Source organism: Streptococcus mitis, assembly GCF_965111725.1.
GTDB lineage: Bacteria > Bacillota > Bacilli > Lactobacillales > Streptococcaceae > Streptococcus > Streptococcus mitis_DV.
On record NZ_OZ217341.1, the window covers coordinates 917,556 to 938,550 of the forward strand.

Consider the following 20,995-nt stretch of genomic DNA (forward strand, 5'->3'; position numbering starts at 1 on the left):
TGGTATCAGATATAAAGAAAAAGAAGTTGCTAAAACAAGCAACTTCTTTTTTTGATAAATATTTTACATAAGTTATATTACGTAAAATCATAAACTATCCAAGGCATTTTTTTGTTCATCATTGACGATATGGGTATAGAGGTCAGTGACTTGTGTGCTGGCATGTCCTAGTTGGTGGCTGACCAAAACTTGCGATTTAGTAGCATCATAGAGCCTAGTTGCTAGCGTATGGCGGAGTTTGTGGGGAGTTACACGCACTTTGAAGTCCTCAGAATACTTAGCAACCATTTTTTCCACGCTGGAAGCATCGATACGATTGGGAACACCTCTGTAGAGTGTCAAAAAGAGGGCTGTATCTGTTTTTTCCGTCTTATAGCGTTGATTTCGAATGGCTAGATAATTCTCTAGGTAAGGCTTAGCAAAAGCAGCGACATTGACTGAGTCACGTTTTCCACCCTTACGTGTGACATCAATAACCATCATTTTAAGATTGAGATCTCTTAGATCCAGATTAACAGCTTCAGATAAACGGACACCAGATGCCAAGAGAAGGGCAATAATGGCTAAATCTCGTTCCTTATTTTTACTGAATGATGAGAGAGCCCGATTTGAGAGCTGTTGTGGGTACTCTTGGTCAATATAAGTTAGAAAACCTTCAGTTTCATCACCTAGAAAGAGTTTTTGCTTGATATTTTCAGCTCTAGCAGCAAGGGTCTCTTTCTTTTTCTTGGTTGAAACTTTTTTCATTACATTGCGGTAGAAATAAGGTTCACCCTGGTCGTTTTCAACTTCCTCGGTCAGATACTTGTAAAGACTAGAAAGGGCTGACAAGGTCCGATTGATGGTTGTCTGAGAAACACCTTGTTTGCTTGTATTGGCATTCAGCAAAGGACGTTCACGTAGGTAAAGGATAAAGGATTCCATGTCTTTCTTAGACATCTTTTCCAAAACTGATAAGGGAATATCGGACATTTTATCAGCGTTTGAAATATCAGACTCTAAAACCCAGCTGAAAAATCGATTGTATTCCTTAAGGTATTCGTACAGGGTTGTAAAACTATAGGGCACAGCCAGCTTAGATTGGTAGTATTCCAGAACATACCAGGGCATGATTTGTTTTAGTTTGTCGATTCGTTCCAGTAAAATCTCACGTTTCATGTATTTTCTCCATAAATAAGTCTACTAGTAGTATAGCATAGACTCATTTTTTTTTCAAGAAAATTATAGTTTTTCGGAAAGATGTTGTAGAGATTTTAAAAAAGACTTAGACCTGAGTAAAACAGCTCTAAATCTTTGGAGTTTCTGTTGAGAATCATTAGCTAGTGCTTTTTCTAGCTTCCAAATACTAAACCAGAATGAAATAGTCAACAGAATAAGGAAAATAAAAAAGAGATTATCAGTAACGATACTTCTGTTCATTCTACATAACTGAAGAGCTATATAAGGAGCTATGAGATACAAAATACATTGTATAATTGCTATCGTTTTCTTTTTCATGATTTTAATCTTACTGTACAGATTTGATACAGTAAACTCCTTTCTAGCTTTATGCTTTATCATTTCTAACTTAATTATAGTCTTATTTTTAATAAAGTTCAATTATTTATATGTGAAATTCCCCATCAGTAAAAAATAACCGATCTCATTTCTGAGAATCGGTTTTCTAAATAAATCAAGCCAGCTGTTTACATAATATAAATTATGTAAAAATTCGCTACAACAACAAATCCTTGACTTTCCCAATTTCACTTTTTGGAATAACCAGGTGAATCATATCACCCAGATACATTCTGGTTGAGCCGTTAACTGTTTGGCTCTTGCCATTATGGACTTGGGTAGTGATGAGGACGTTGTGTGGTAAGTTGAGTTCATGAACTTGTTTCCCAGCAATTTTATCAGAAACTGGTATTTCGATAAGTGTAACTTCTCCTTCGCTGGATACTTCTTCTGGAAGCATTTTTTCTAGCATGGCTTCATAGACTGGTGCACCCTTGAGTAAATCCATGATAATATAAGAAACAAGAGTGACAAGACCAAGTGGCATGAGGTTGCGAATATCTCCTACCATCTCAGTTACGAGGATCATGGCGGTTAAGGGAGCTTTTGATATGGCTCCAAAATAGCCACTCATTCCTAGAATGACAAATATAGGGAATTGCTCTTGACTGACAAGTCCAAGATTGACGCAGATAACACCAACTAGGGCACCAAGTAAGGAACCAAGCGCCAAAATTGGTAGGAAAATGCCTCCTGGAAGACCACTTCCATAACTAATCATGCTCCAGATAAAGCGAATTAAAAAGTAAGCTAATAGAACTTGGAAACTAAAATCTTGCTCAGTTAGGGAAAGTACCAGCTGATTTCCACCACCAAGGATGTGGGGTAAAAAAATTCCGACTGGTATGATGAGAATGAAGGCCAGAATTGGATAATAAGCTCTATCCAAATGGATTTTTTGACCAATCAAGTCATAAACTCTCCCGACGTTTAATACAGCTTTTTCATAGAGAAAACCTGAAAATCCAAGGAAAATTCCCATGACGAGATATATCCAATACTGATCTAGGGTCATGAGTGGGATATTGTCTGGCATATCCAGTACGGGTGTTAGGCCAAATATGAGTAGAGACACAAAATTCGCTACGATGCTGGCTGCTAGAGTTGAGACCCAGAAAAAGCGTGAAAAGTGATGATAGACTTCTTCTACCACAAAGAGAAGTCCAGCAATCGGAGCATTAAAGGCAGCGGCTAGACCAGCGGCAGCTCCACTAGCAATCAAGGAGCGTTCCTCTACTGGACTGGATTTGAGCCACTTGGCAATTCCTTTACCACCGACTGCTCCAAGTTGAATACTGGGTCCCTCACGTCCCAGCATAAGGCCACTTGCAATAGCTAGAATTCCTAGAATATATTTTTTCCAAAGAACGCCCCACCAGTTGAGAGTCATCAATCCCTTTAATTCGGCTTCGACTTGAGGAATTCCTGAGCCTTTAATATCTTTTTCAGAGCGTGTCAGTTTGGCACTGAGCCAGCAGATGATTAGATAAAACAAAACCAGTACAAAAAGATTGCGTACTAGGTGCGCTTGATCTTGATAAAGCCCTTGTATCAGGTGGAAGCCTTTTTCAATTAAGAAACGAAAGGATCCAACAATTATCCCTACGACGAGACCAACAATGATTCCTCGACCAACTTGGGATAGGATAGTGCTGGATGCAAAGGCGAATTCTTTCTTAGAACGGACTATTTCCGACTGTTCCTCCATGGTATTTCCTTTCAATTAACTTTCTTTTTTACTTAAAACCAGTGATTTAACGGGTTCAAAGCTGGTTCGGTGAATTGGGGTAACTCCTAGTTTTTCTAGTCCTTCTAGGTGTTTAGCAGTTCCATAACCTGCATTAGTAGCGAAATCATAGCCAGGAAACTGCTGATCGTAGTCCTTCATCAATTCATCACGGGTCACCTTGGCTACTATGGAAGCTGCTGCGATCGAGAGGGAGTTGGCATCTCCTTTGATAATAGAGGTTTGTGAAATAGGCAAGTCCAGTTGCATAGCATCAATTAAGAGATGCTCAGGTTGAGGACTGAGCTGGGAGATTGCTTCTTTCATGGCCAGTTTGGTCGCTTCATAGATATTGACTTGGTCGATGACCTGATTATTCATGATACCAATTCCGATTGACAAGGCTTGGTCTTGAACTACTTTGAAAATCTCCAGATGTTTCTTTTTAGGAATTTTCTTGCTGTCGTTGAGGCCTTGAATCTTACAATTTTGAGGTAAAATAACGGCTGCAGCGACTACAGGGCCAGCCAGAGGACCACGTCCAACCTCGTCAACACCTGCTATCAAGGTCAATCCTTGCTTGTAAAGTTCCTTTTCATAGGAAAGCATAGATTCCAAACGCAAATTTTCATCTAATTCATCTTGAATGGCTTTTTTACGCATGCTGATTTCCTTTTGAACTCCAGAGCGACTATCCTTTTCAAAATCTAAAAAAATAGGGTTATCTAAGTCCTTGACCGTTGCAAGAAGTTCTTTTATTTCTTTAATCGTCGTCATCGAGGTCTTCCAATGTATCTAAGGTATAGTTACCGAGTTTGCCATCACGGACTTCCTTCACGAAGAGACTGTAGAATCGGTCATAGTCGTCTCTAAAACCGAGGGCACGGGTCATATCCATAATAATCACAGGCGCTTCTTCTTCAATTTTCATTTGTTTGAAGCGTTCAGCCAGCTTTTCTGGATAATGTTCTTTGAAATAATTGATACCAAAAATGGTCACCTCGTCCATAGGGAGCAACTGGTCTTTAATAGCTCCAGTCAAGGCTAGTTTAAGAGCAACAGTTTCATCTTCAAACTTAGGCCAGAGAATCCCCGGTGTATCCAATATTTCCAGGTCTTTATTGGTTTTGAGCCATTGTTGTCCCTTGGTAACCCCTGGTTTATTGCCGACAACGGCAATTTTCTTACCAGCTAAACGGTTCATGAGAGTTGATTTACCAGCATTTGGAATCCCGATAATCATGGTACGCAAGGTTTCAATCTTGATACCACGTTCTTTCTGGCGAGCAATCTTATCGGCCATGAGCTTTTTGGCCGCATCTGTTACAACTTTTACAGTTACTTGTTCTTTGGAATTGATAGCCAGCGTCTGGATTCCTTGTGATTCAAAATACTGACGCCATTCCTTGGTCATTGCTGGATCGGCCAAGTCTGCCTTGTTTAAAATCAAGAGTTTTGGTTTGTCACCAACAATTTTGGTCAACATAGGATTTTGACTAGATAGAGGTAAGCGTGCATCCACCAAAATCGTCACAAAATCAACAAATTTTAAATTTTCCTGCACCTGTCGACGCGCTTTAGACATGTGACCAGGAAACCATTGAATAGTCGCCATATTTTCCCTTTCAAAATAAATTTACTATGAAGAATGTCTTTATTATAGTCTATTTTATCATAATTTAACTATTTTTGCATGGGCTGGTGACTTTGATAAAAAATACATAATTTTATTTATGTATTTTGAAACTTTTTAGTTTACTACTAGAAATAAGATATAAGAAATAATCCTACCCTGGTTATCCAAGGTAAGATTTGTTCATATAAGTAGTCGTTCTAAAAACGGTTTGATACAGTTGATAAGAATTCCTTCTATCCAGCTTTCTTGTGCTGAGGAGAGATGATCTGTCTGGAGACTTTCTTTTAGAAAATCTCGGACTTGTTCTGGTGCGATTTCAAACTCAAAGGCTTTCATTGTATAGAAAAAATCTAGCAGATGGTCTGATAAGTATTCAGTTGAAAAAGGCACTTCTCCACTTTTTCGATATTCTAATAAGAGTCGAGCAAATCTGGCTTTTTCTTCAGGAAGCTCACGAAAATAGGAATTGAGGAGCCAGGTCTGCTTCTGTTTTCTTTCAATTGGATCCTGACTGGCAATTCGTTGGTCTTTTTCCAACTCTTTTTGGTATTGTTTGGCCTTGACAACCCGTTCTGTCCGATTTTTACCAAAAAGAATTTTCTCCCACTTGCGTTCTTCTTGAGTCAGTGTCTCTGTAAAGCCAAAGTAATCTTGATAAGCACGCTCTGCTGGGCCCATGGCTAGGACCAGATTGTCTGCATATTGCTTGGCGATTTTATCCCTCTTCTTGCGCTCTTTCTCTGCCTGGATACGGAGTTCCTGTTCGTAGTCAATTTTCTCCTTGCCTAGCTTGACAAGGTAGAGTTGGTCATCCGATTTCCCAAGTAAAAAGGGCTTGATGCATTTTTCAAGGACTTCTTCCATCCGAGCCTTTTTCTTGGGCTCTGCCTTGGTCCAACTTCCTCCCTGAAAGACTTCTAGGAAGAGCTGGTAGTCTCTCTCAGGTGCAAATTGATTGCCACGATTGGGTTTGAAAACATCTTTTTCCCAGAGCCATTTTAGAAGTCGCTCGTCAAAGTCACTTTTATTGACCTTGATTTTCTCCTTTTTATGGGCTTTTCTGGTCAGATTTTCAACCTTTCTGAGCAGTTTTTCTTCCTCTTCCAATTGCTGGTCAAGGGACAATCGATGAAAATGACGAACACAGTCGCTACCAATCGGAAAGAGGCGTTGGCCTGTGACACCGTTAAAGAGTTCGTAAGCGTACTTTATAGCATTTCCACAGACACAATTGCTACGGCCGATACCGTTAAAAATCAAGGAAATTTCATTCCATTCCTTGGTAGCTTGTTCCCAAGTATCAGCTTTTGAAGCCTGTAAAACTGCATCATGCAGGGATTTTCTAACTGGAAGTGTCATGAGGTCTCCTTTCTAATATTCAATGAAAATCAAAGAGCAAACTAGGAAGCTAGCCGCAGGCTACTCAAAACACTGTTTTGAGGTTGCAGATAAAGCTGACGTGGTTTGAAGAGATTTTCGAAGAGTATAAATTATACTTTTACAACTTGAACCTCGTCTTTACCCAGTAAAATCAAGTATTTTTCAATATTTTCAATCGAATAGGCTCGAGATAAGGCCTCTCCATAAAGGGCTAATTGAGCACGATAGCGATCAATGAGTTGACTTGGCTCATCATAGCGGTCTGTCTTATAGTCGAACAGAACAATTTTATCTTCGTAAAGTAGATAGCCATCAAGGATACCACGGACAACAAAGTCTTCCTGACTCTTTTGGTCTCGTTTGAGCATGGAGAAGGGTTGCTCGCGATAGAGATGGTCGGTATTAGCAAGAATTTCCTGACCGAGTGCTGTGTCAAAGAATGCAAGAATTTTAGCAAGATTGATCTTGTCCCTAACAGCTGGGCTGGTTTGAACTTGTTTGAGAGTTTCTGTCAGGCTAGCAAGTGTTGGTCGCTGACTGAGGTCAATTCTCTGCATCAGTTCGTGGGTAGCACTACCAATCTCGGCTCCTGTTACCTTTTCTTTGGTTGAAAAATCTGGCAAATCAAAGTTGATTTTCTTGTCTACTGACTGACCTTGACCAGCAATCTCGACACCTTCCATATCCATAACAGGTTCGTAGAATTTCTTGATTTGACTTGGTGTTTGAACACTAGGCAGTTCAATGGCTGCCCGGTGAAGAGTATTATAAACTTCCACCTCTTTCAGCATTTCAAGGGCTTCTTTGATGGTTTCTGACTGACGATTGTCTGCTTGAGAGCTAGCTTGGAGAGGGCTTTTGTTTTCCAACTGACCGATAGCTTCTCTAGTCAGCTGATCTTCACCAACAAAACGATAGCTAAAGTTGAGATGATCCTTTGCAAACACTTTGCTGATAGCCCAAATCCAATCTTGGAAATTCTTGGCTTGAAGTCTAGTGTTGCTATTTAGTTTTCCATTTTTAGCTGCTGGGTATTCTTTGTCCTCCAGCTTTTCACGAGAACCCTTGCCGACAAGATAGAGCTTTTTCTCAGCCCGCGTCATAGCAACATACAGCAGACGCATTTGCTCTGAATAGCTTGCCAGCTGTAATTCTTCTTCATTCTGTCTATAGGTCAGACTAGGAATGGAGAGCTTGATGGTTTTCGGATAGTGATCTTCCACTGCTCCTGTCTCCATCTTGGCAATATACTTAAGTCCTAGTCCATTTTTACGGCTGAGAATGATCTCTGACATGCTGTCTTGCTTGTTAAAATCCTGATCCATATTGAGGATAAAGACGTAAGGAAACTCCAGCCCTTTACTCTTGTGAATGGTCATGAGCTCTACTGCATCTTTTGGCGGTGCGACGGCCACGCTTGCAAGATCGTGCTGGGCTTCTAAAACTTGGTTAATCATACCAATAAAACGCGACAAACCTTTGAAATTGCTCTTTTCAAATTGATCTGCTCTCAAAGCTAGGGCATAGAGATTGACCTGTCTAGCAGGACCATTTGGCAAAGCCCCCACATAATCATAATAAAAACGGTCGTTGTAAATCTTCCAAATCAAGTCATAGAGGGAGTGCGTTTTGGTATACAAGCGCCAAGAAGCCAAGATATCCATGAATTGTTTTAGTTTCTCAGCTAGAGCTGAGTGAATCAAGTTTTTCTGACTTGTTACCATTTTTTGTGCATTGACAAGTTTCTCATAGAGATTTTCTTGGACTTTATCCTCTGCTTTCTGAAGAGACAAACGTGCTAACTCGTCCTCGTCAAAGCTAAACATTGGAGACTTCATAAGGGCAACCAAGGCGTAGTCTTGCAGGGGATTGTGAATGACACGAAGGGTGTCTAGCATGACTTGCACTTCTAGGGATTGGAGATAATTGTTTTGCTCTCCGTCAGTTTTGACAGGAATTCCGTACTCAGACAGGGCGAGAAGAATCTGGTCATTACGACTGCGGCTGGAGGTCAGAAGGGCAATTTCTTTAAAGGAAACACCTTTCTCCTGATGAAGTTTCAGAATCTCCTTGATGACTAAGCGCATTTCACCTGTTAGTTTCGTTTCTGCTTGGCTCTCTTCTTCCTCTTGCCCGCTGTCGTCCTTATCGTAGAGGAGAAATTCTGCCTTGTTATCAGGATTAGGAGTCAGTTTGCTATTGGCAAAAACAAGCTGGTGCATGCTGTCATAGTTGATTTCACCGACCTCTTGGTCCATGAGACGTTCAAAGACATCATTGGTTGCTGATAGCACTTCTGAACTACTACGGAAATTTTCCTTGAGGAGAATGAGCTTGCCCTCTTTTGGATTTTGCGCATAGCGTTGGAACTTTTCATTGAAAATCTGCGGGTCTGCTTGACGGAAACGATAGATAGATTGCTTGATATCTCCCACCATAAAGCGATTGTGATCATTAGACAGTAAATCCAACATCCGTTCTTGAATATGGTTGGTATCCTGATACTCATCGACCATGACTTCATGGAAGCGCTCCTGATAAGTCTCACGGACTTGGGGGAATTTCTCTAAAATCTCAATGGTGTAATGGCTGATATCAGCAAATTCAAAGGCGTTTTCCTGGTGCTTACGTTCACGATACGCTTCCACAAAATCACTCATGAAAGATTGGAAGGTTTTAGCTAGTTCCCATGTGTCTTCATGATAACGTTCTTGATAGTCGAGAATGGTTATCTGGTCTGACAGTTGTCCTAGTTTAGCAAACTGGGTCTTTCTCTCTTCGTTATAGGAATCGGCCAGCGGCTTCAAATCAGCCTTACGGCTGGCATTAGTCAGAGATCGACCGTTTTTCTCTTTCGAAATGGCGACAACACGCGCAAGTACTGCCTGATAAGCCTGACTATTGGACTCCTGATTTAGGGATCCAATTTCATCCAGAATCAACTGAACATTTTCTAAATAAGCAGCCTTTGGAAACTCCTTGGCATCATTATCCAGATGATAACGGAAAAAACTTTCCAAATCCCAGAGAGCTTGCTGGATTTGCTCAGTTAGTTTTCCTTTTTCACTGGTAAAATCAGCCTCTTCAAAACCTTTGAGGAAAGAGTCACTCAGCCACTTTTGAGGATTACTGGTGGATTGGAGGAAGTCATAAATTTTATAGACTTGCTGGCGCAACCCCCGTTCATCTTTTCCACGTCCTGCAAAATTTTTCAGCAAATGACTAAAGGTCTCTTTCTGTTTACCTTGATAATGGGCTTCAAAGACCTCATGGAAGACTTCATTTTTTAGAAGAAGTTGCTCGCTTTGGTTTTGTAAAATACGGAAATTAGGCGCAATATCAAGCAGATAGCCATGTTTGCCAAGGAATTTTTGTGTGAAGGAGTCCATGGTTCCGATGGCAGCGTTGGGTAGGTCTGCCAACTGACGACCCAAGTGTTGTTTGAGGTCAACGTCATCGCTTTCTTGGATTTGTTGGCTGATTTTTTTCTCTAAACGTTCCTTAAGTTCAGTCGCAGCCTTAACGGTAAAGGTTGAGATAAAGAGTTGAGAAATTTCGACACCACGCGTCAATTGGTTCAGAATACGCTCGGCCATGACAAAGGTCTTCCCAGAACCAGCCGACGCTGAAACCAGGATATTCTGACCAGAAGTGTAGATAGCTTCTATTTGTTCGGCAGTTTTCTTTTGTTCCTTGCTCGAATGCGCTTCTGCTTCTTGCAGTTTTTGAATTTCTTCCTCAGTTAAAAAGGGAATAGGCTTCATCGATTCAACTCCTCTCTTATTTTTTCAAACCAAGCTTGCTTGAGTTTTTCTCCGACCAGACGCTTGCCGTCAGCCAAGTACAACTTTTCTAGGAAACGGGCTTGACCTAAGTGGTAATTAGCTTCAAAGCCAGTAATAGCCTGATGCTGCTGAACGTAGGGGGCAATGCTTCTACCATTTTCGGTATAAGGATTGATAGCGAACTGGCCTTCTAAAATCTTCTCAGCCGCTTTCTTGTAAAGATGGGCATTGTAGTCCAGTAGGAGCTGGAATTCCTCATCCGTCAGCTGGTTGGCCTTGTTTTTATTGTAAAATTCGCCCAAATGACTGCTTTCTTTTTCTAAAAAGAGACCTTGGTATTTCATAGATTTGCTGGCTTCTACTACTGCACCTGCCAGACTTTTAACGGCCATCAGAGATTGGACAGGCTCAGCCATTTCCAAGTACATGGCACCGAAAAAGTTCTGCTCGCCTTCTCTTTTTAAAGCAGCTAGATAGGTTGGCAACTGGGAATTGAGCCCATTAAAGAAATGAGGAAACTGGAACTGAGTCAGACTGGATTTGTAGTCTACTACTCCTATCGCTCCATCAGCTTTCAAACGGTCAATCCTGTCCACCTTACCTCGTACAAAGACACTGCGACCACTGTCCAATTGAATAAAGGCCTGCTCTTTTCCACCAAAATTTGCCTCTTCTTTGATGGTTTCGATGGCTGGATTGTGTCGGAGAATATGTCCAGTTGTCCGTGCAACATCAAGCAAAACTTCCTTGGTAAACTGGGCTTCCAAACTTTCCTGATAAATAGCCTCAAATTCCCGTTCTTGACTGGTTTCTTGAATAGCTTGTTCTAGACGGTGGTCAAAGGAATTTTCGTTAGGTAACTGCATGGCACGTTCAAAAATACGGTGCAAGAAATTTCCATGACTACGAGCATCTGGACGCAGGCGCAATTCCTCCTGCAAGCCTAACACGTAGCGGAGGAAATAACTGTATTCATTGCGATAAAACTCCGTCAAACCAGATGTAGACAGGTAAAATTCCTGTTCATCAGGATAGAGCGCCTGCAAGGTGTCCTTAGCCAACTGCTTACTGTTTGGACTGGTTGGGAGAGCTGGATTTTCCAGACCTTGCTGGTCTAGTTTTTTACCCATGACACGCGCCAGAACCTTAACAAAAGTCAAATCTTGATCAGTATCGCTCGTCTCGCCCTGCTGGTGATAGGCAACCAGACTGGACAAAAGACTGTGATAGGACCCCATATCCTCCTTAGACAGCCCCTTGTGATTCATCCTCCTCTCTTTTCGACTAAATCCAAAATGGACCAACTCTTGAAGATAGGCAGATTCCTTACTTTCACTTTCATTAAAAAGGCTTGGAGCTGACAAAACCAACTGCTTACGGGCAGAATTGACCAAAGAAAGCATAGTGTAGCGATTTTTCTTGAGATTTTCACTGCTGGCAATCAGCAATTGCGCTCCATCTGCTGTCACTTGGTTTAGGTTTTGCCTTTCTTCGTCTGTCAAAAGACTGGTGTTTTGCGCAATTTTTGGTAAATTGTCCTGAGTCAGCCCAATGGCATAGACAAAGTCAGCAGTCAGTGGTGCAATCAAATCGTAACTCTGCACCAGAACGGTGTCCACTGTCGCTGGAATAGTACGGTATTGAGATAGACTCATTCCAGAATGGAGCAAGGCAAGGAAGTCTTCCAGACTAACCTGCGAACCAGCAAAAACGGTCGCAAATTGTTCTAAAACATGACAGAAAGTCTTCCAAACTTCGGCCTGTCTTTCCTGTTCAAGAGTTTCCATAGTAGCTGTCAAATCTTGTAACTGCTTAGTTACTGCTCCTTCTTTTAGAAAGACATTCCACTTTTGCAAGAGATTTTCAGCCTTTTGTTTTCGGCTGGCAAAGAGAGTCTCAAGAGGTGTTAAAATACGCAGACGAAGAGTATTTAAACGTTCCAGATTAAATTTTCCATGGTGGGATTTGGTAAAGGTTTGCTGAAAGGCTGGCAAGCCATTGATACCAAGATAGCGGATATATTGCTCAAATGCGTCAATATCAGCCTGACTACAGTCTGTATACAAACCTGTTCTAAGAAGGTTAATCAAATCCTCCTGACGGAAACGGTAGCGTTTTAAAGCCAAAATAGACTCGACAAACTGTGTCAAGGGGTGGTGCGCCATGGATTCGCTTCTACCAAGATAGAAAGGAATCTGATACTGGTCAAAAATAGTTTTAAGAGATAATTGATAAGAAGCTACATCACCCAAGAGAATACGGAAATGCTTGTAACTCAGCTCTGAGTTCTCATGCAATTTCTGACGAATGCTACGGGCCACCAACTCCAACTCCTCCTTTTGTGTCAAGCAAGACCAGATTTGTAAGTTTTCACGGTCTTTCTCATCGACATCCAAAGCGAGTTCTGAAAAGTCATAAGAAGACTCCAACAAACGAGAGGCCTTATCAAAACTATCCATCTTCTCATGAGTCTGAGAACGGTCTTGAGCAGGCGTTTGGTATTTAGCAGCTAAATGATGGAGAAACTCCACACTGGCTTGGTATAGATTGCCCTCGCTAAAAGGACTGGTATAGGCTTTCTTACTAGCATAAGCCCCAATAACAATCTCAACACCCTTGCCATGAAGTAAGTCCACAATCCGCTCTTCCTCGGCAGAAAAACGGGTAAATCCATCAATAATCAAGGCGATTTGAGTAAAATCACTACTTACCTTGTCATTCTCAATAGCTTCAATCAAATGGGACAACTGACTTCCCTGAGCCAACTTGCCTTGATTGAGATAAGCAGTTACTTTCTCAAAAATCAAGAGTAAGTCTGCTCTCTTGTCCTCATCCGTCAAACTCTCCAAGTCCAAAAAAGTCATCTGAGCCTTGGTCATCTCGTGGTAAAGCTCAATTAACTGCTGGATAAATTGAGGATCTTGCTTGATAGCGCCATAAACACGTAAATCCTTAGGATCAAGTTCGGCAAGGCATCTGTAAAAGACCATCCCAAGACCGATATCATCAAGACTAGTTTTAGCTGGTAAATCATTCAAGACAAGATAACGTGCCATCTGAGCAAAGCGCGTGACGGTAATTGCAAAAGAAGCCTGCTGGGACAAGCATTCCAGCACGGCGTGTTCCTTTTCAAAAGAAAGAGAGTTAGGAGCGATATAGAAGACTCGCTTGCCAGCAGCAACTAACTCCTCCGCCTCTCTGGTTAGAATTTCAGTCAAAGAAGTCCGAATATCAGTATAAAGTAATTTCATCTCTGCCTCGTTGGAATTTTTCATTACCTTTTATTATACCATGATTAGTCTCGTAAATCTGTTAAAATATTTAGGCCATCCTTTCTTTTATTCATCATCTGCTAAATCTTAAATACTTAGCTTTACTTGTATTAGATAGAATAAATCTGCCTACTGAAAATCACATAATGAAAAAAGCCTCGGTAACAAGGCTTTGAGTTTTATGATTGTTTCTTAGGTACGGAATACACTTCAATGTGTTGTCCTAGTACCTTGATGTCGACTGGTAGATTATCTGATTTATCACCATCGACATCGGATTCTAATTCGATATCAGAAGAAATTTTAATAGTACGTGCCTTTATATATTCAATATTTTCATTCTCTACAAGATCTCCTTTTAACAAATCCGGAATTAAAGATAATTTAGAGAATATAGAAGCATCTTTCAAAATTAGAATATTTGCATATCCATCCTTGTTTTCTTCAAAGATTTTTTTATCGGCAAAATAATTTGTTAGAAGTACTAAAACATGACTTGCTTCCCCAAGGTAATTTCCATTTTCGGTTTCGACTTTAATGTTAAAGACTTGATCTGTCATGACAGACTTCATGGTATTAACTGCATAAGCCAAGATACCAAATTTCGTTTTATCTTCAATTTCAACATTATGAATGGCTTCAGGGAGAGACCCGATACTAAAGATATATCCAAAATAGTGACCATTTGCTTTTCCGATATCAATCTTATCAGTTAAATTGAAATCCAGCTCTTCAATAGCTCCGTCAATATCTTGATTGATTTCTAAAAGTTTTGTAATCAGGTTACCAGTACCACCTGGTATAATTCCCAGTTTAGGAATATAGTCCCTTTCAGCAATCCCTGAAATAACTTCATTGACTGTACCATCTCCACCAAAAACTAGAATTGATTCATATCTTTCTCTAGCAGCTTCTTCTGCGAAATTTGTAGCATCTTTGGCTTTTTGAGTAATTTTAGTTTCCACATCATCAAAATACTCTCTTGCTTTATTCTCCAGCTTCTCTTTGTAATCTAAAGCTTTTTCTCCTCCAGAAGTTGGATTGATAATTAGCATTATTTTTTTCACTCTGTATTTTCTCCTTAAAATTGAAATAGAAAGGTTATTCTCGATGAAAATCAAGGCGTAAACTAGGAAACTAGACGCAGGCTACTCACGACACTGTTTTGAGTCTGTATATTAGCCTGACGTGGTTTAAAAAGATTTTCTAAGAGTATTAACCTGATGACACATGATATTTGCGTATATTGCTATTATACAATGAAATGTTAAAAAATAGAAATAAATTGCTTTTAATATCGGTTTTTATCTCATATTAAAAAATGATCTATTTTTTACTAGTAGGTTATTCTTAATCATACAAATTAGTCTCTCTCCTCCACACGATGGAATATAGTTTGTAGATATTATTGCTATTTTCTAGTTCCGGATAAAGATAAAGCTCACTTGAAAGAGGATTTTCCCCATACATAAGTCAGTCTTTGTCTGACTAGCTACTAGCAGATAGATGAGTTAATGTTCATTATCTACTAATCTGACAATGAAAATACTTCAAAAGTCAGTTCAGCTAAGGATGGAAAAAACTCAATTTTTAAGAGAATATGAAATAATACTCAATCAAAATCAAATAACAAACTAGAAAGCTAGCTACAGCTTGCTTAAAGCAGGACTTTGAGGTTACAGATCAAACTAACGCGGTCAGCTCAAAACACTGTTTTGAATTTGTAGATTAGACTGACATGGTTTGAAGAAATTTTCGAAGAGAATGAATATCTCTATAATAAAAGGCATATTATCAAGTGTTTTTGATACCTGATAACATGCACTTTTCTGATTTTAAAGATTTTTCTCCAACTTTATTATCATTTAAGATAAGATGCTTCCATCATGTTTTGCATCATCATCAACAAACTGTTCTTTTACTAAATCCTTGATATCACTTTTGATACTTTTAGTATCTATAATAGAATCTTCACCGAGTTGGTGAAATGTCGCTTTATCTCTAATAGTATATTCTTGTTCATCGTCATATTTTTTGGTTATCAATCGAATCATCTTTCGTCTTAAAGATTTTTCCCCTTTGATGTTTCCTCTTTCTTTTATCCATGCCACTGCTAAAATGACCAGCATTAAACAACCGACATAACCTAAAAGAGGATACATAATGGAGACTAATTCTTTAAATCCCATAAAAGATAAACCATATCCTATAGCGACCGTAGCAATTAGAATAGGGTAAAAGCGCTTAGGTTTGTTTGAAGAGAAACGTTTTGCCAAGGCATAAAATAAACTGAAAGCTGTATTAAAAATGAGTCCAAAAATAATTAGAGCATACAGTAAAGAAAATAGAGGGTGGATTTGCTCCGCAATTGTTAACATAGGAATATCAACAGTTGAAACAAGTTTTATATTGGCGTATAAAATACCAGTTGCTACGGTAATAATCAAACTAACTACAAGTCCACCTAAGAGACCACTTTTTTCCGCAACACCAATTCTCATGACAGAACCTCCTAAGACAAATGCCATGGATACACCAGTCATAACAGTTAGTGCGAAATAATTTAGTAAAGAAACCCAGACATTGGGCATCGGAGAAGAAAGTGTAGCTGTGATTGCTTCTAATTCTTCAAAATCAAAACTTTTCCCTACGAACGTATGGACTGCCATAATGATAATCATGACAAAGACCAAAGGAGTAAATATCCCAAGAACGCTGGTAATCTTTTCAAAATTAAGAAAACTGACAATAATGACCAAGATAGCACAAATCAATCCTCCCAACCAAAATGGCAAACCAAATTGTTGGTTAAGATTTGAACCAGCTCCTGCAATCATAACAAAACCAATTACAAAGCAGGAAACAATTAAAGCAAAATCAAGAATCTTATTAGTAATAGGCCCGGCAATTTGGGAAAGAACTTCAAAATGATCATTTGAACGGAAATAACTTCCTAAGGTAATGATAATTTTACCAAAAATAATACTTATGATTCCAAGAACAATCGTTCCAATGATACCCCATTTACCAAAACTAACAAAGTATTGCATTAAATCTTGGCCTGAAGATAGTCCAGCACCAATAACAACACCGACATAAGCTAATGCTATATTTAAAATACGTTTTAACACTATTTTCTCCTAACCGTTATCACTACATTAAATGACTGTCTATTTAGTATACTATTTTCTTATATTATTGTCAAAAATATAGGTATTAGAACCCTGTACATAGAAATATTTCTGCACGATATAGCAAGATAACACAAGGACTAGTCAGCTACTAATTAAAATTCTATGGTAATCAGTTGTTTGCTGCTCTTACGCCAGACAAATATCACAAAGATAGCAAGACATTAGACATCCACACAACATTCAACCGATACATTCCAGATGATGACGGTACTAAGACTTTTGCAAGCTTTCGAACTACCCACTTAACTAAAAGAGAAATTGAGATACTAGACAAAATGATTGAGCTAAATCGTCTGAGCAAAACAACAGATAAGAATTGGTATAAAAACGACCGCATCTTTGTCACAAACACTGGTAAGCCAATCCATAGTTCAATTCTAAGCAAGTCTATCCAGCGAGCAAACGAACGCCTAAAAAACTAATTCCCAAACATCTGTCCTCTCACATCTTCAGACATACCACTATTGGTATCTTAGTAGAAAATAAAATTCCGCTAAAAACAATCATGGATAGGGTTGGACATTCTGATTCTGAAGTTACTAATTCCATCTATACCCACGTCACAAAGATCATGAAATATGAAGCAATCAATATACTGGATAAAGTTATGAAAAAGATTTTTTAAAAAGTTTTGCCCCCTAAATACAAAAATAGCCCTTCGGATAAAATCCGAGGGGCTAGAAACATTGTTAAATCAACGGCCGAACTTTTGAGTTTCAAGGTTCGGGATAAAATAGTTCACTGAACTATTTTATTTTTTAAGGTTGTAGAATGATTTCAATCCACGGTATTCAGCTACTTCACCAAGTTGGTCTTCGATGCGAAGCAATTGGTTGTATTTAGCGATACGGTCTGTACGTGAAAGTGAACCAGTCTTGATTTGTCCTGCGTTAGTTGCAACTGCGATGTCAGCGATTGTTGAATCTTCAGTTTCACCTGAACGGTGTGATACAACGGCAGTGTAACCAGCTTCTTTCGCCATTTCGATAGCGTCGAATGTTTCAGTAAGAGTACCGATTTGGTTAACTTTGATAAGGATTGAGTTAGCAGCACCTTCTGCAATACCTTTTTCAAGGTAAGAAGTGTTTGTTACGAAGAAGTCGTCACCAACCAATTGAACTTTACCACCAAGACGTTCAGTAAGAGCTTTCCAACCGTCCCAGTCATTTTCATCCATACCATCTTCGATAGTGATGATTGGGTATTTGTTTACCAATTCTTCAAGGTAGTCGATTTGTTCTGCAGCAGTACGTACAGCTGCTCCTTCACCTTCGAATTTAGTGTAGTCGTAAACTTTACGTTCTTTATCGTAGAATTCTGATGAAGCACAGTCAAATCCGATAAATACGTCTTTACCAGGAACATATCCAGCAGCTTCGATAGCAGCAAGGATAGTTTCAACTCCATCTTCAGTTCCTTCAAAACGAGGAGCGAATCCACCTTCGTCACCTACGGCTGTTTCCAAACCACGAGATTTAAGGATTTTCTTAAGAGCGTGGAAGATTTCAGCACCCCAACGAAGAGCTTCTTTGAATGATGGCGCACCAGCAGGTACGATCATGAATTCTTGGAAAGCGATTGGAGCGTCAGAGTGAGAACCACCGTTGATGATGTTCATCATTGGAGTTGGAAGAACTTTAGTGTTGAATCCACCAAGGTAGCTGTAAAGTGGGATTTCAAGGTAGTCAGCAGCAGCACGTGCTACAGCGATAGACACACCAAGGATTGCGTTAGCACCCAATTTACCTTTGTTAGGAGTACCGTCAAGTGCGATCATAGCACGGTCGATAGCTTGTTGGTCACGTACATCGTAGCCGATGATAGCTTCAGCAATGATGTTGTTTACGTTGTCAACAGCTTTTTGTGTACCAAGACCACCGTAACGAGATTTGTCACCGTCGCGAAGTTCAACTGCTTCGTGTTCACCAGTAGAAGCTCCTGATGGAACCATACCACGTCCGAAAGCACCTGATTCAGTGTAAACTTCTACTTCAAGTGTTGGGTTACCGCGTGAGTCTAGGACTTCGCGAGCGTAAACATCAGTAATAATTGACATTTTTTACTCTCCTTATGAGTTAAATTTTTTACACCTCTATAATACCTTAAAAACCCTCCTTTTTCAAGAAAAAACGTTATCTTTGTGCAAATTTTCCTTAACTTTATAAAGTAATCGCTTTCTTTTGTCTGTTTTATTCTAACTTTTATGATATACTGTTTTCATGACAGATTTATCAAAACAATTACTTGAAAAAGCTCATGGTGGAGCAAAATTAAATCCGGATGAGCAAAGACGCTATCTTGGTACCTTTGAGGAAAGAGTTCTTGGCTATGCAGATATTGACACGGCAAATAGCCCTCAGCTAGAAAAGGGATTTTTATCTATCTTAGAAAACCTTCAAGAAAAAGCAGAGCCACTATTTGTGAAGATTTCACCAACTATCGAATTTGACAAACAAGTTTTCTACTTAAAAGAAGCAAAAGAAACTGATAGCCAAGCTACCATAGTATCTGAAGAGCACACTTCTTCTCCTTTTGGACTGATTATCCATACCGATACACCAGTACAAGTAGAAGAAAAGGACCTTCGACTTGCTTTTGCAAAACTTTGGGAAGTTCAAAAGGAAGAACCAGTCAAAACATCCTTCTGGAAGAAATGGTTTGGCTAAATCTTGTGCATATTTAATAAGTGCCCAATATTGGCAGCCGTGTGCCCCAAATAGAGACTGGCATTTTTCAAACTATCTTCTAAAGGTTCGCTTTTCTCTAAAATAGAAAAGGCTGCTTGGATATTTTCAAATGGTAGGGATGGTAAATCTTCAGCAAGACTACCGCAAATAGCAATAACAGGAACTCCAACAGGGGTTCTTTTTGCAACACCTATAGGAGCTTTACCTGCTAAACTTTGACGATCTAGCTTTCCTTCTCCAACAATAACCAAGTCAGCATCTAAAACTTTCTTATCAAAATCAATCAAATCTAAACAGGTATCAATTCCAGACACGATATTTGCCTGAGCAAAGGCGCACAAACCAGCAGCAAGGCCTCCACCAGCTTCGGCTCCTTTAATTTCCAATGTTGCAGGTGAGATTTTTTCATAAAAATCTTGTATTGCCTGATCTACGACTGCAAACATAGTAGGATGTAGGCCTTTTTGCTTGCCAAAAGTGTAAGTCGCACCTTGATGACCACATAAGGGACTTACGACATCTGCTAAAATACGAATTTGAACATCTTCAGGAATTTCATAGCGATTTTCTGTTGAAACAGAAGCTAAGTTTAATAAGGACTGACCGCAAGCAGGCAATACATTTCCATCCTTGTCATAAAATTGATACCCCAATCCAGCAGCAATACCAATACCGCCATCATTACTGGCCGTGCCACCAACGCCGATATAGATTTCTTTAATCCCTTGAGCAATGAGATGACGAATCAACTCTCCAATACCACAAGTTTGGATTTGAAGTGGATTTCGTTCCTCTAGCGGAATCTTTCCAAGGCCAACCAAGTCGGCAACTTCAAATAGAGCCAGTTCCCCTTTTTGAAAATAGCGCATTTCTTCTTTTTGTCCAAAAGGTCCTGTCACTTGGATCCATTTTTCTTCAAGGTCAATAGAATGCCGAATAGCATCTACTGTACCTTCGCCACCATCACCAACAGGACAGAGGAGACATTCTACATCTGCTATCGATTGTTGGAAGCCTCTTTTTATTGCTTCAGCTACCTCTTCAGCGGTCAAGCTTTCCTTAAATGAATCTGGTGCAATTACAATCTTCATATTTTCCCTCATTCTAAAGAACCAATCAAAGGAAGAACTTCTAAAAAATCCCTCTTGTCAACATGATTCGGTATTTCTTGTTTCAGCACTTCTTTGGCACAAAAAGCAATTCCCAGTCCCGCCGACTTTAGCATTAATAAATCATTAGCCCCATCACCGATTGCAACTGTTCTTTCTCTAGGAAGTTTCAGTTTCTCTCTCCATTTTTCCAGAATCTCTTTTTTAACCTCAGGACTGATAATGTGTCCAACTAATTCCCCTGTTAGAAGACCATCTTTGACTTCAAGTTGATTAGCAGAGAAATAGGCAATGCCAAGTGATTTTGCTAATCTCTCAACTATTGGAGTAAATCCACCGGACACTAGACCAACTAGGATTTCATTCTTTTGGAGAATGGAAATGAATTCCTGGGCATTTGGCGATAGTTGAATAGTGTTGAAGACTTTATCAAAAACCGAAATAGGAAGACCTTCCAACAAGGAAACTCTTTTGCTTAAACTGCTTTCAAAGTTCAACTCTCCTCGCATTGCCCGACTTGTAAGCTGCGCAATTTCCTCCTCACGACCTGCCTCTCTACCCAAAAGATCAATCACTTCTTCTAGGATTAAGGTTCCATCAACATCCATGACACACAAGCCTTTTACTTGAGACATATCTTCTCCTCTCT

13 protein-coding genes and 1 pseudogene are annotated in these 20,995 nt (G+C 39.6%); 2 read left to right on the plus strand and 12 right to left on the minus strand.

The window, feature by feature from the left end:
* Positions 1-87 precede the first annotated feature (87 nt).
* The 9 genes from xerS to ACLV7Q_RS04615 form a co-directional block, all read right to left on the minus strand.
* Positions 88-1,158 carry a tyrosine recombinase XerS gene (gene xerS, locus ACLV7Q_RS04575; RefSeq protein WP_218757019.1) on the minus strand — a complete coding sequence of 357 codons (1,071 nt, stop codon included), beginning with the start codon at positions 1,156-1,158 and terminating at the stop codon, positions 88-90.
* 556 nt (positions 1,159-1,714) lie between these two features.
* On the minus strand, positions 1,715-3,265 hold the full coding sequence (locus tag ACLV7Q_RS04580; RefSeq protein ID WP_218757020.1) for a ClC family H(+)/Cl(-) exchange transporter: 1,551 nt from the start codon (positions 3,263-3,265) through the stop codon (positions 1,715-1,717).
* 15 nt (positions 3,266-3,280) lie between these two features.
* On the minus strand, positions 3,281-4,060 hold the full coding sequence (locus tag ACLV7Q_RS04585; RefSeq protein WP_218757021.1) for a ribonuclease HII: 780 nt from the start codon (positions 4,058-4,060) through the stop codon (positions 3,281-3,283).
* Positions 4,047-4,898 carry a ribosome biogenesis GTPase YlqF gene (ylqF, locus tag ACLV7Q_RS04590; RefSeq protein WP_050278916.1) on the minus strand — a complete coding sequence of 284 codons (852 nt, stop codon included), beginning with the start codon at positions 4,896-4,898 and terminating at the stop codon, positions 4,047-4,049. Before ylqF ends, ACLV7Q_RS04585 begins: the two co-directional genes overlap by 14 nt.
* 201 nt (positions 4,899-5,099) lie before the next feature.
* Positions 5,100-6,278, minus strand: a complete 1,179-nt coding sequence (locus ACLV7Q_RS04595) for a hypothetical protein (RefSeq protein WP_218757022.1) — start codon at positions 6,276-6,278, stop codon at positions 5,100-5,102.
* 131 nt (positions 6,279-6,409) lie between these two features.
* The gene (addA, locus tag ACLV7Q_RS04600) at positions 6,410-10,063 is read right to left on the minus strand and encodes a helicase-exonuclease AddAB subunit AddA (RefSeq protein ID WP_218757023.1); all 3,654 of its coding nucleotides are present in this window, start codon (positions 10,061-10,063) and stop codon (positions 6,410-6,412) included.
* The gene (rexB, locus tag ACLV7Q_RS04605; RefSeq protein WP_218757024.1) at positions 10,060-13,335 is read right to left on the minus strand and encodes an ATP-dependent nuclease subunit B; all 3,276 of its coding nucleotides are present in this window, start codon (positions 13,333-13,335) and stop codon (positions 10,060-10,062) included. The genes addA and rexB overlap by 4 nt, the downstream gene beginning before the upstream one ends.
* Positions 13,336-13,535: 200 nt before the next feature.
* The gene (locus ACLV7Q_RS04610; RefSeq protein ID WP_050253051.1) at positions 13,536-14,423 is read right to left on the minus strand and encodes a diacylglycerol/lipid kinase family protein; all 888 of its coding nucleotides are present in this window, start codon (positions 14,421-14,423) and stop codon (positions 13,536-13,538) included.
* A 798-nt stretch (positions 14,424-15,221) separates the two neighbouring features.
* Positions 15,222-16,487: a hypothetical protein gene (locus tag ACLV7Q_RS04615; RefSeq protein ID WP_218757025.1), complete on the minus strand. Its 1,266-nt coding sequence runs from the start codon at positions 16,485-16,487 to the stop codon at positions 15,222-15,224.
* A gap of 338 nt (positions 16,488-16,825) precedes the next feature.
* Between ACLV7Q_RS04615 and ACLV7Q_RS04620 the strand changes: the two are divergent.
* A pseudogene (locus ACLV7Q_RS04620) lies at positions 16,826-17,175 on the plus strand (tyrosine-type recombinase/integrase).
* 126 nt (positions 17,176-17,301) lie between these two features.
* On the opposite strand, the gene eno reads toward ACLV7Q_RS04620, so the two are convergent.
* The gene (gene eno, locus ACLV7Q_RS04625) at positions 17,302-18,606 is read right to left on the minus strand and encodes a surface-displayed alpha-enolase (RefSeq protein WP_000022821.1); all 1,305 of its coding nucleotides are present in this window, start codon (positions 18,604-18,606) and stop codon (positions 17,302-17,304) included.
* Between the two features lie 163 nt (positions 18,607-18,769).
* Here eno and ACLV7Q_RS04630 point away from each other — a divergent pair, with 163 nt between their 5' ends.
* On the plus strand, positions 18,770-19,216 hold the full coding sequence (locus tag ACLV7Q_RS04630; RefSeq protein WP_218757026.1) for a DUF1694 domain-containing protein: 447 nt from the start codon (positions 18,770-18,772) through the stop codon (positions 19,214-19,216).
* Here ACLV7Q_RS04630 and ACLV7Q_RS04635 read toward each other — a convergent pair.
* Positions 19,213-20,328: a glycerate kinase gene (locus tag ACLV7Q_RS04635; protein ID WP_218757027.1), complete on the minus strand. Its 1,116-nt coding sequence runs from the start codon at positions 20,326-20,328 to the stop codon at positions 19,213-19,215. The two genes, ACLV7Q_RS04630 and ACLV7Q_RS04635, sit on opposite strands and share 4 nt — an antisense overlap.
* An 8-nt stretch (positions 20,329-20,336) precedes the next feature.
* Positions 20,337-20,981 carry a phosphoserine phosphatase SerB gene (serB, locus tag ACLV7Q_RS04640; RefSeq protein WP_218757028.1) on the minus strand — a complete coding sequence of 215 codons (645 nt, stop codon included), beginning with the start codon at positions 20,979-20,981 and terminating at the stop codon, positions 20,337-20,339.
* Positions 20,982-20,995 lie beyond the last annotated feature (14 nt).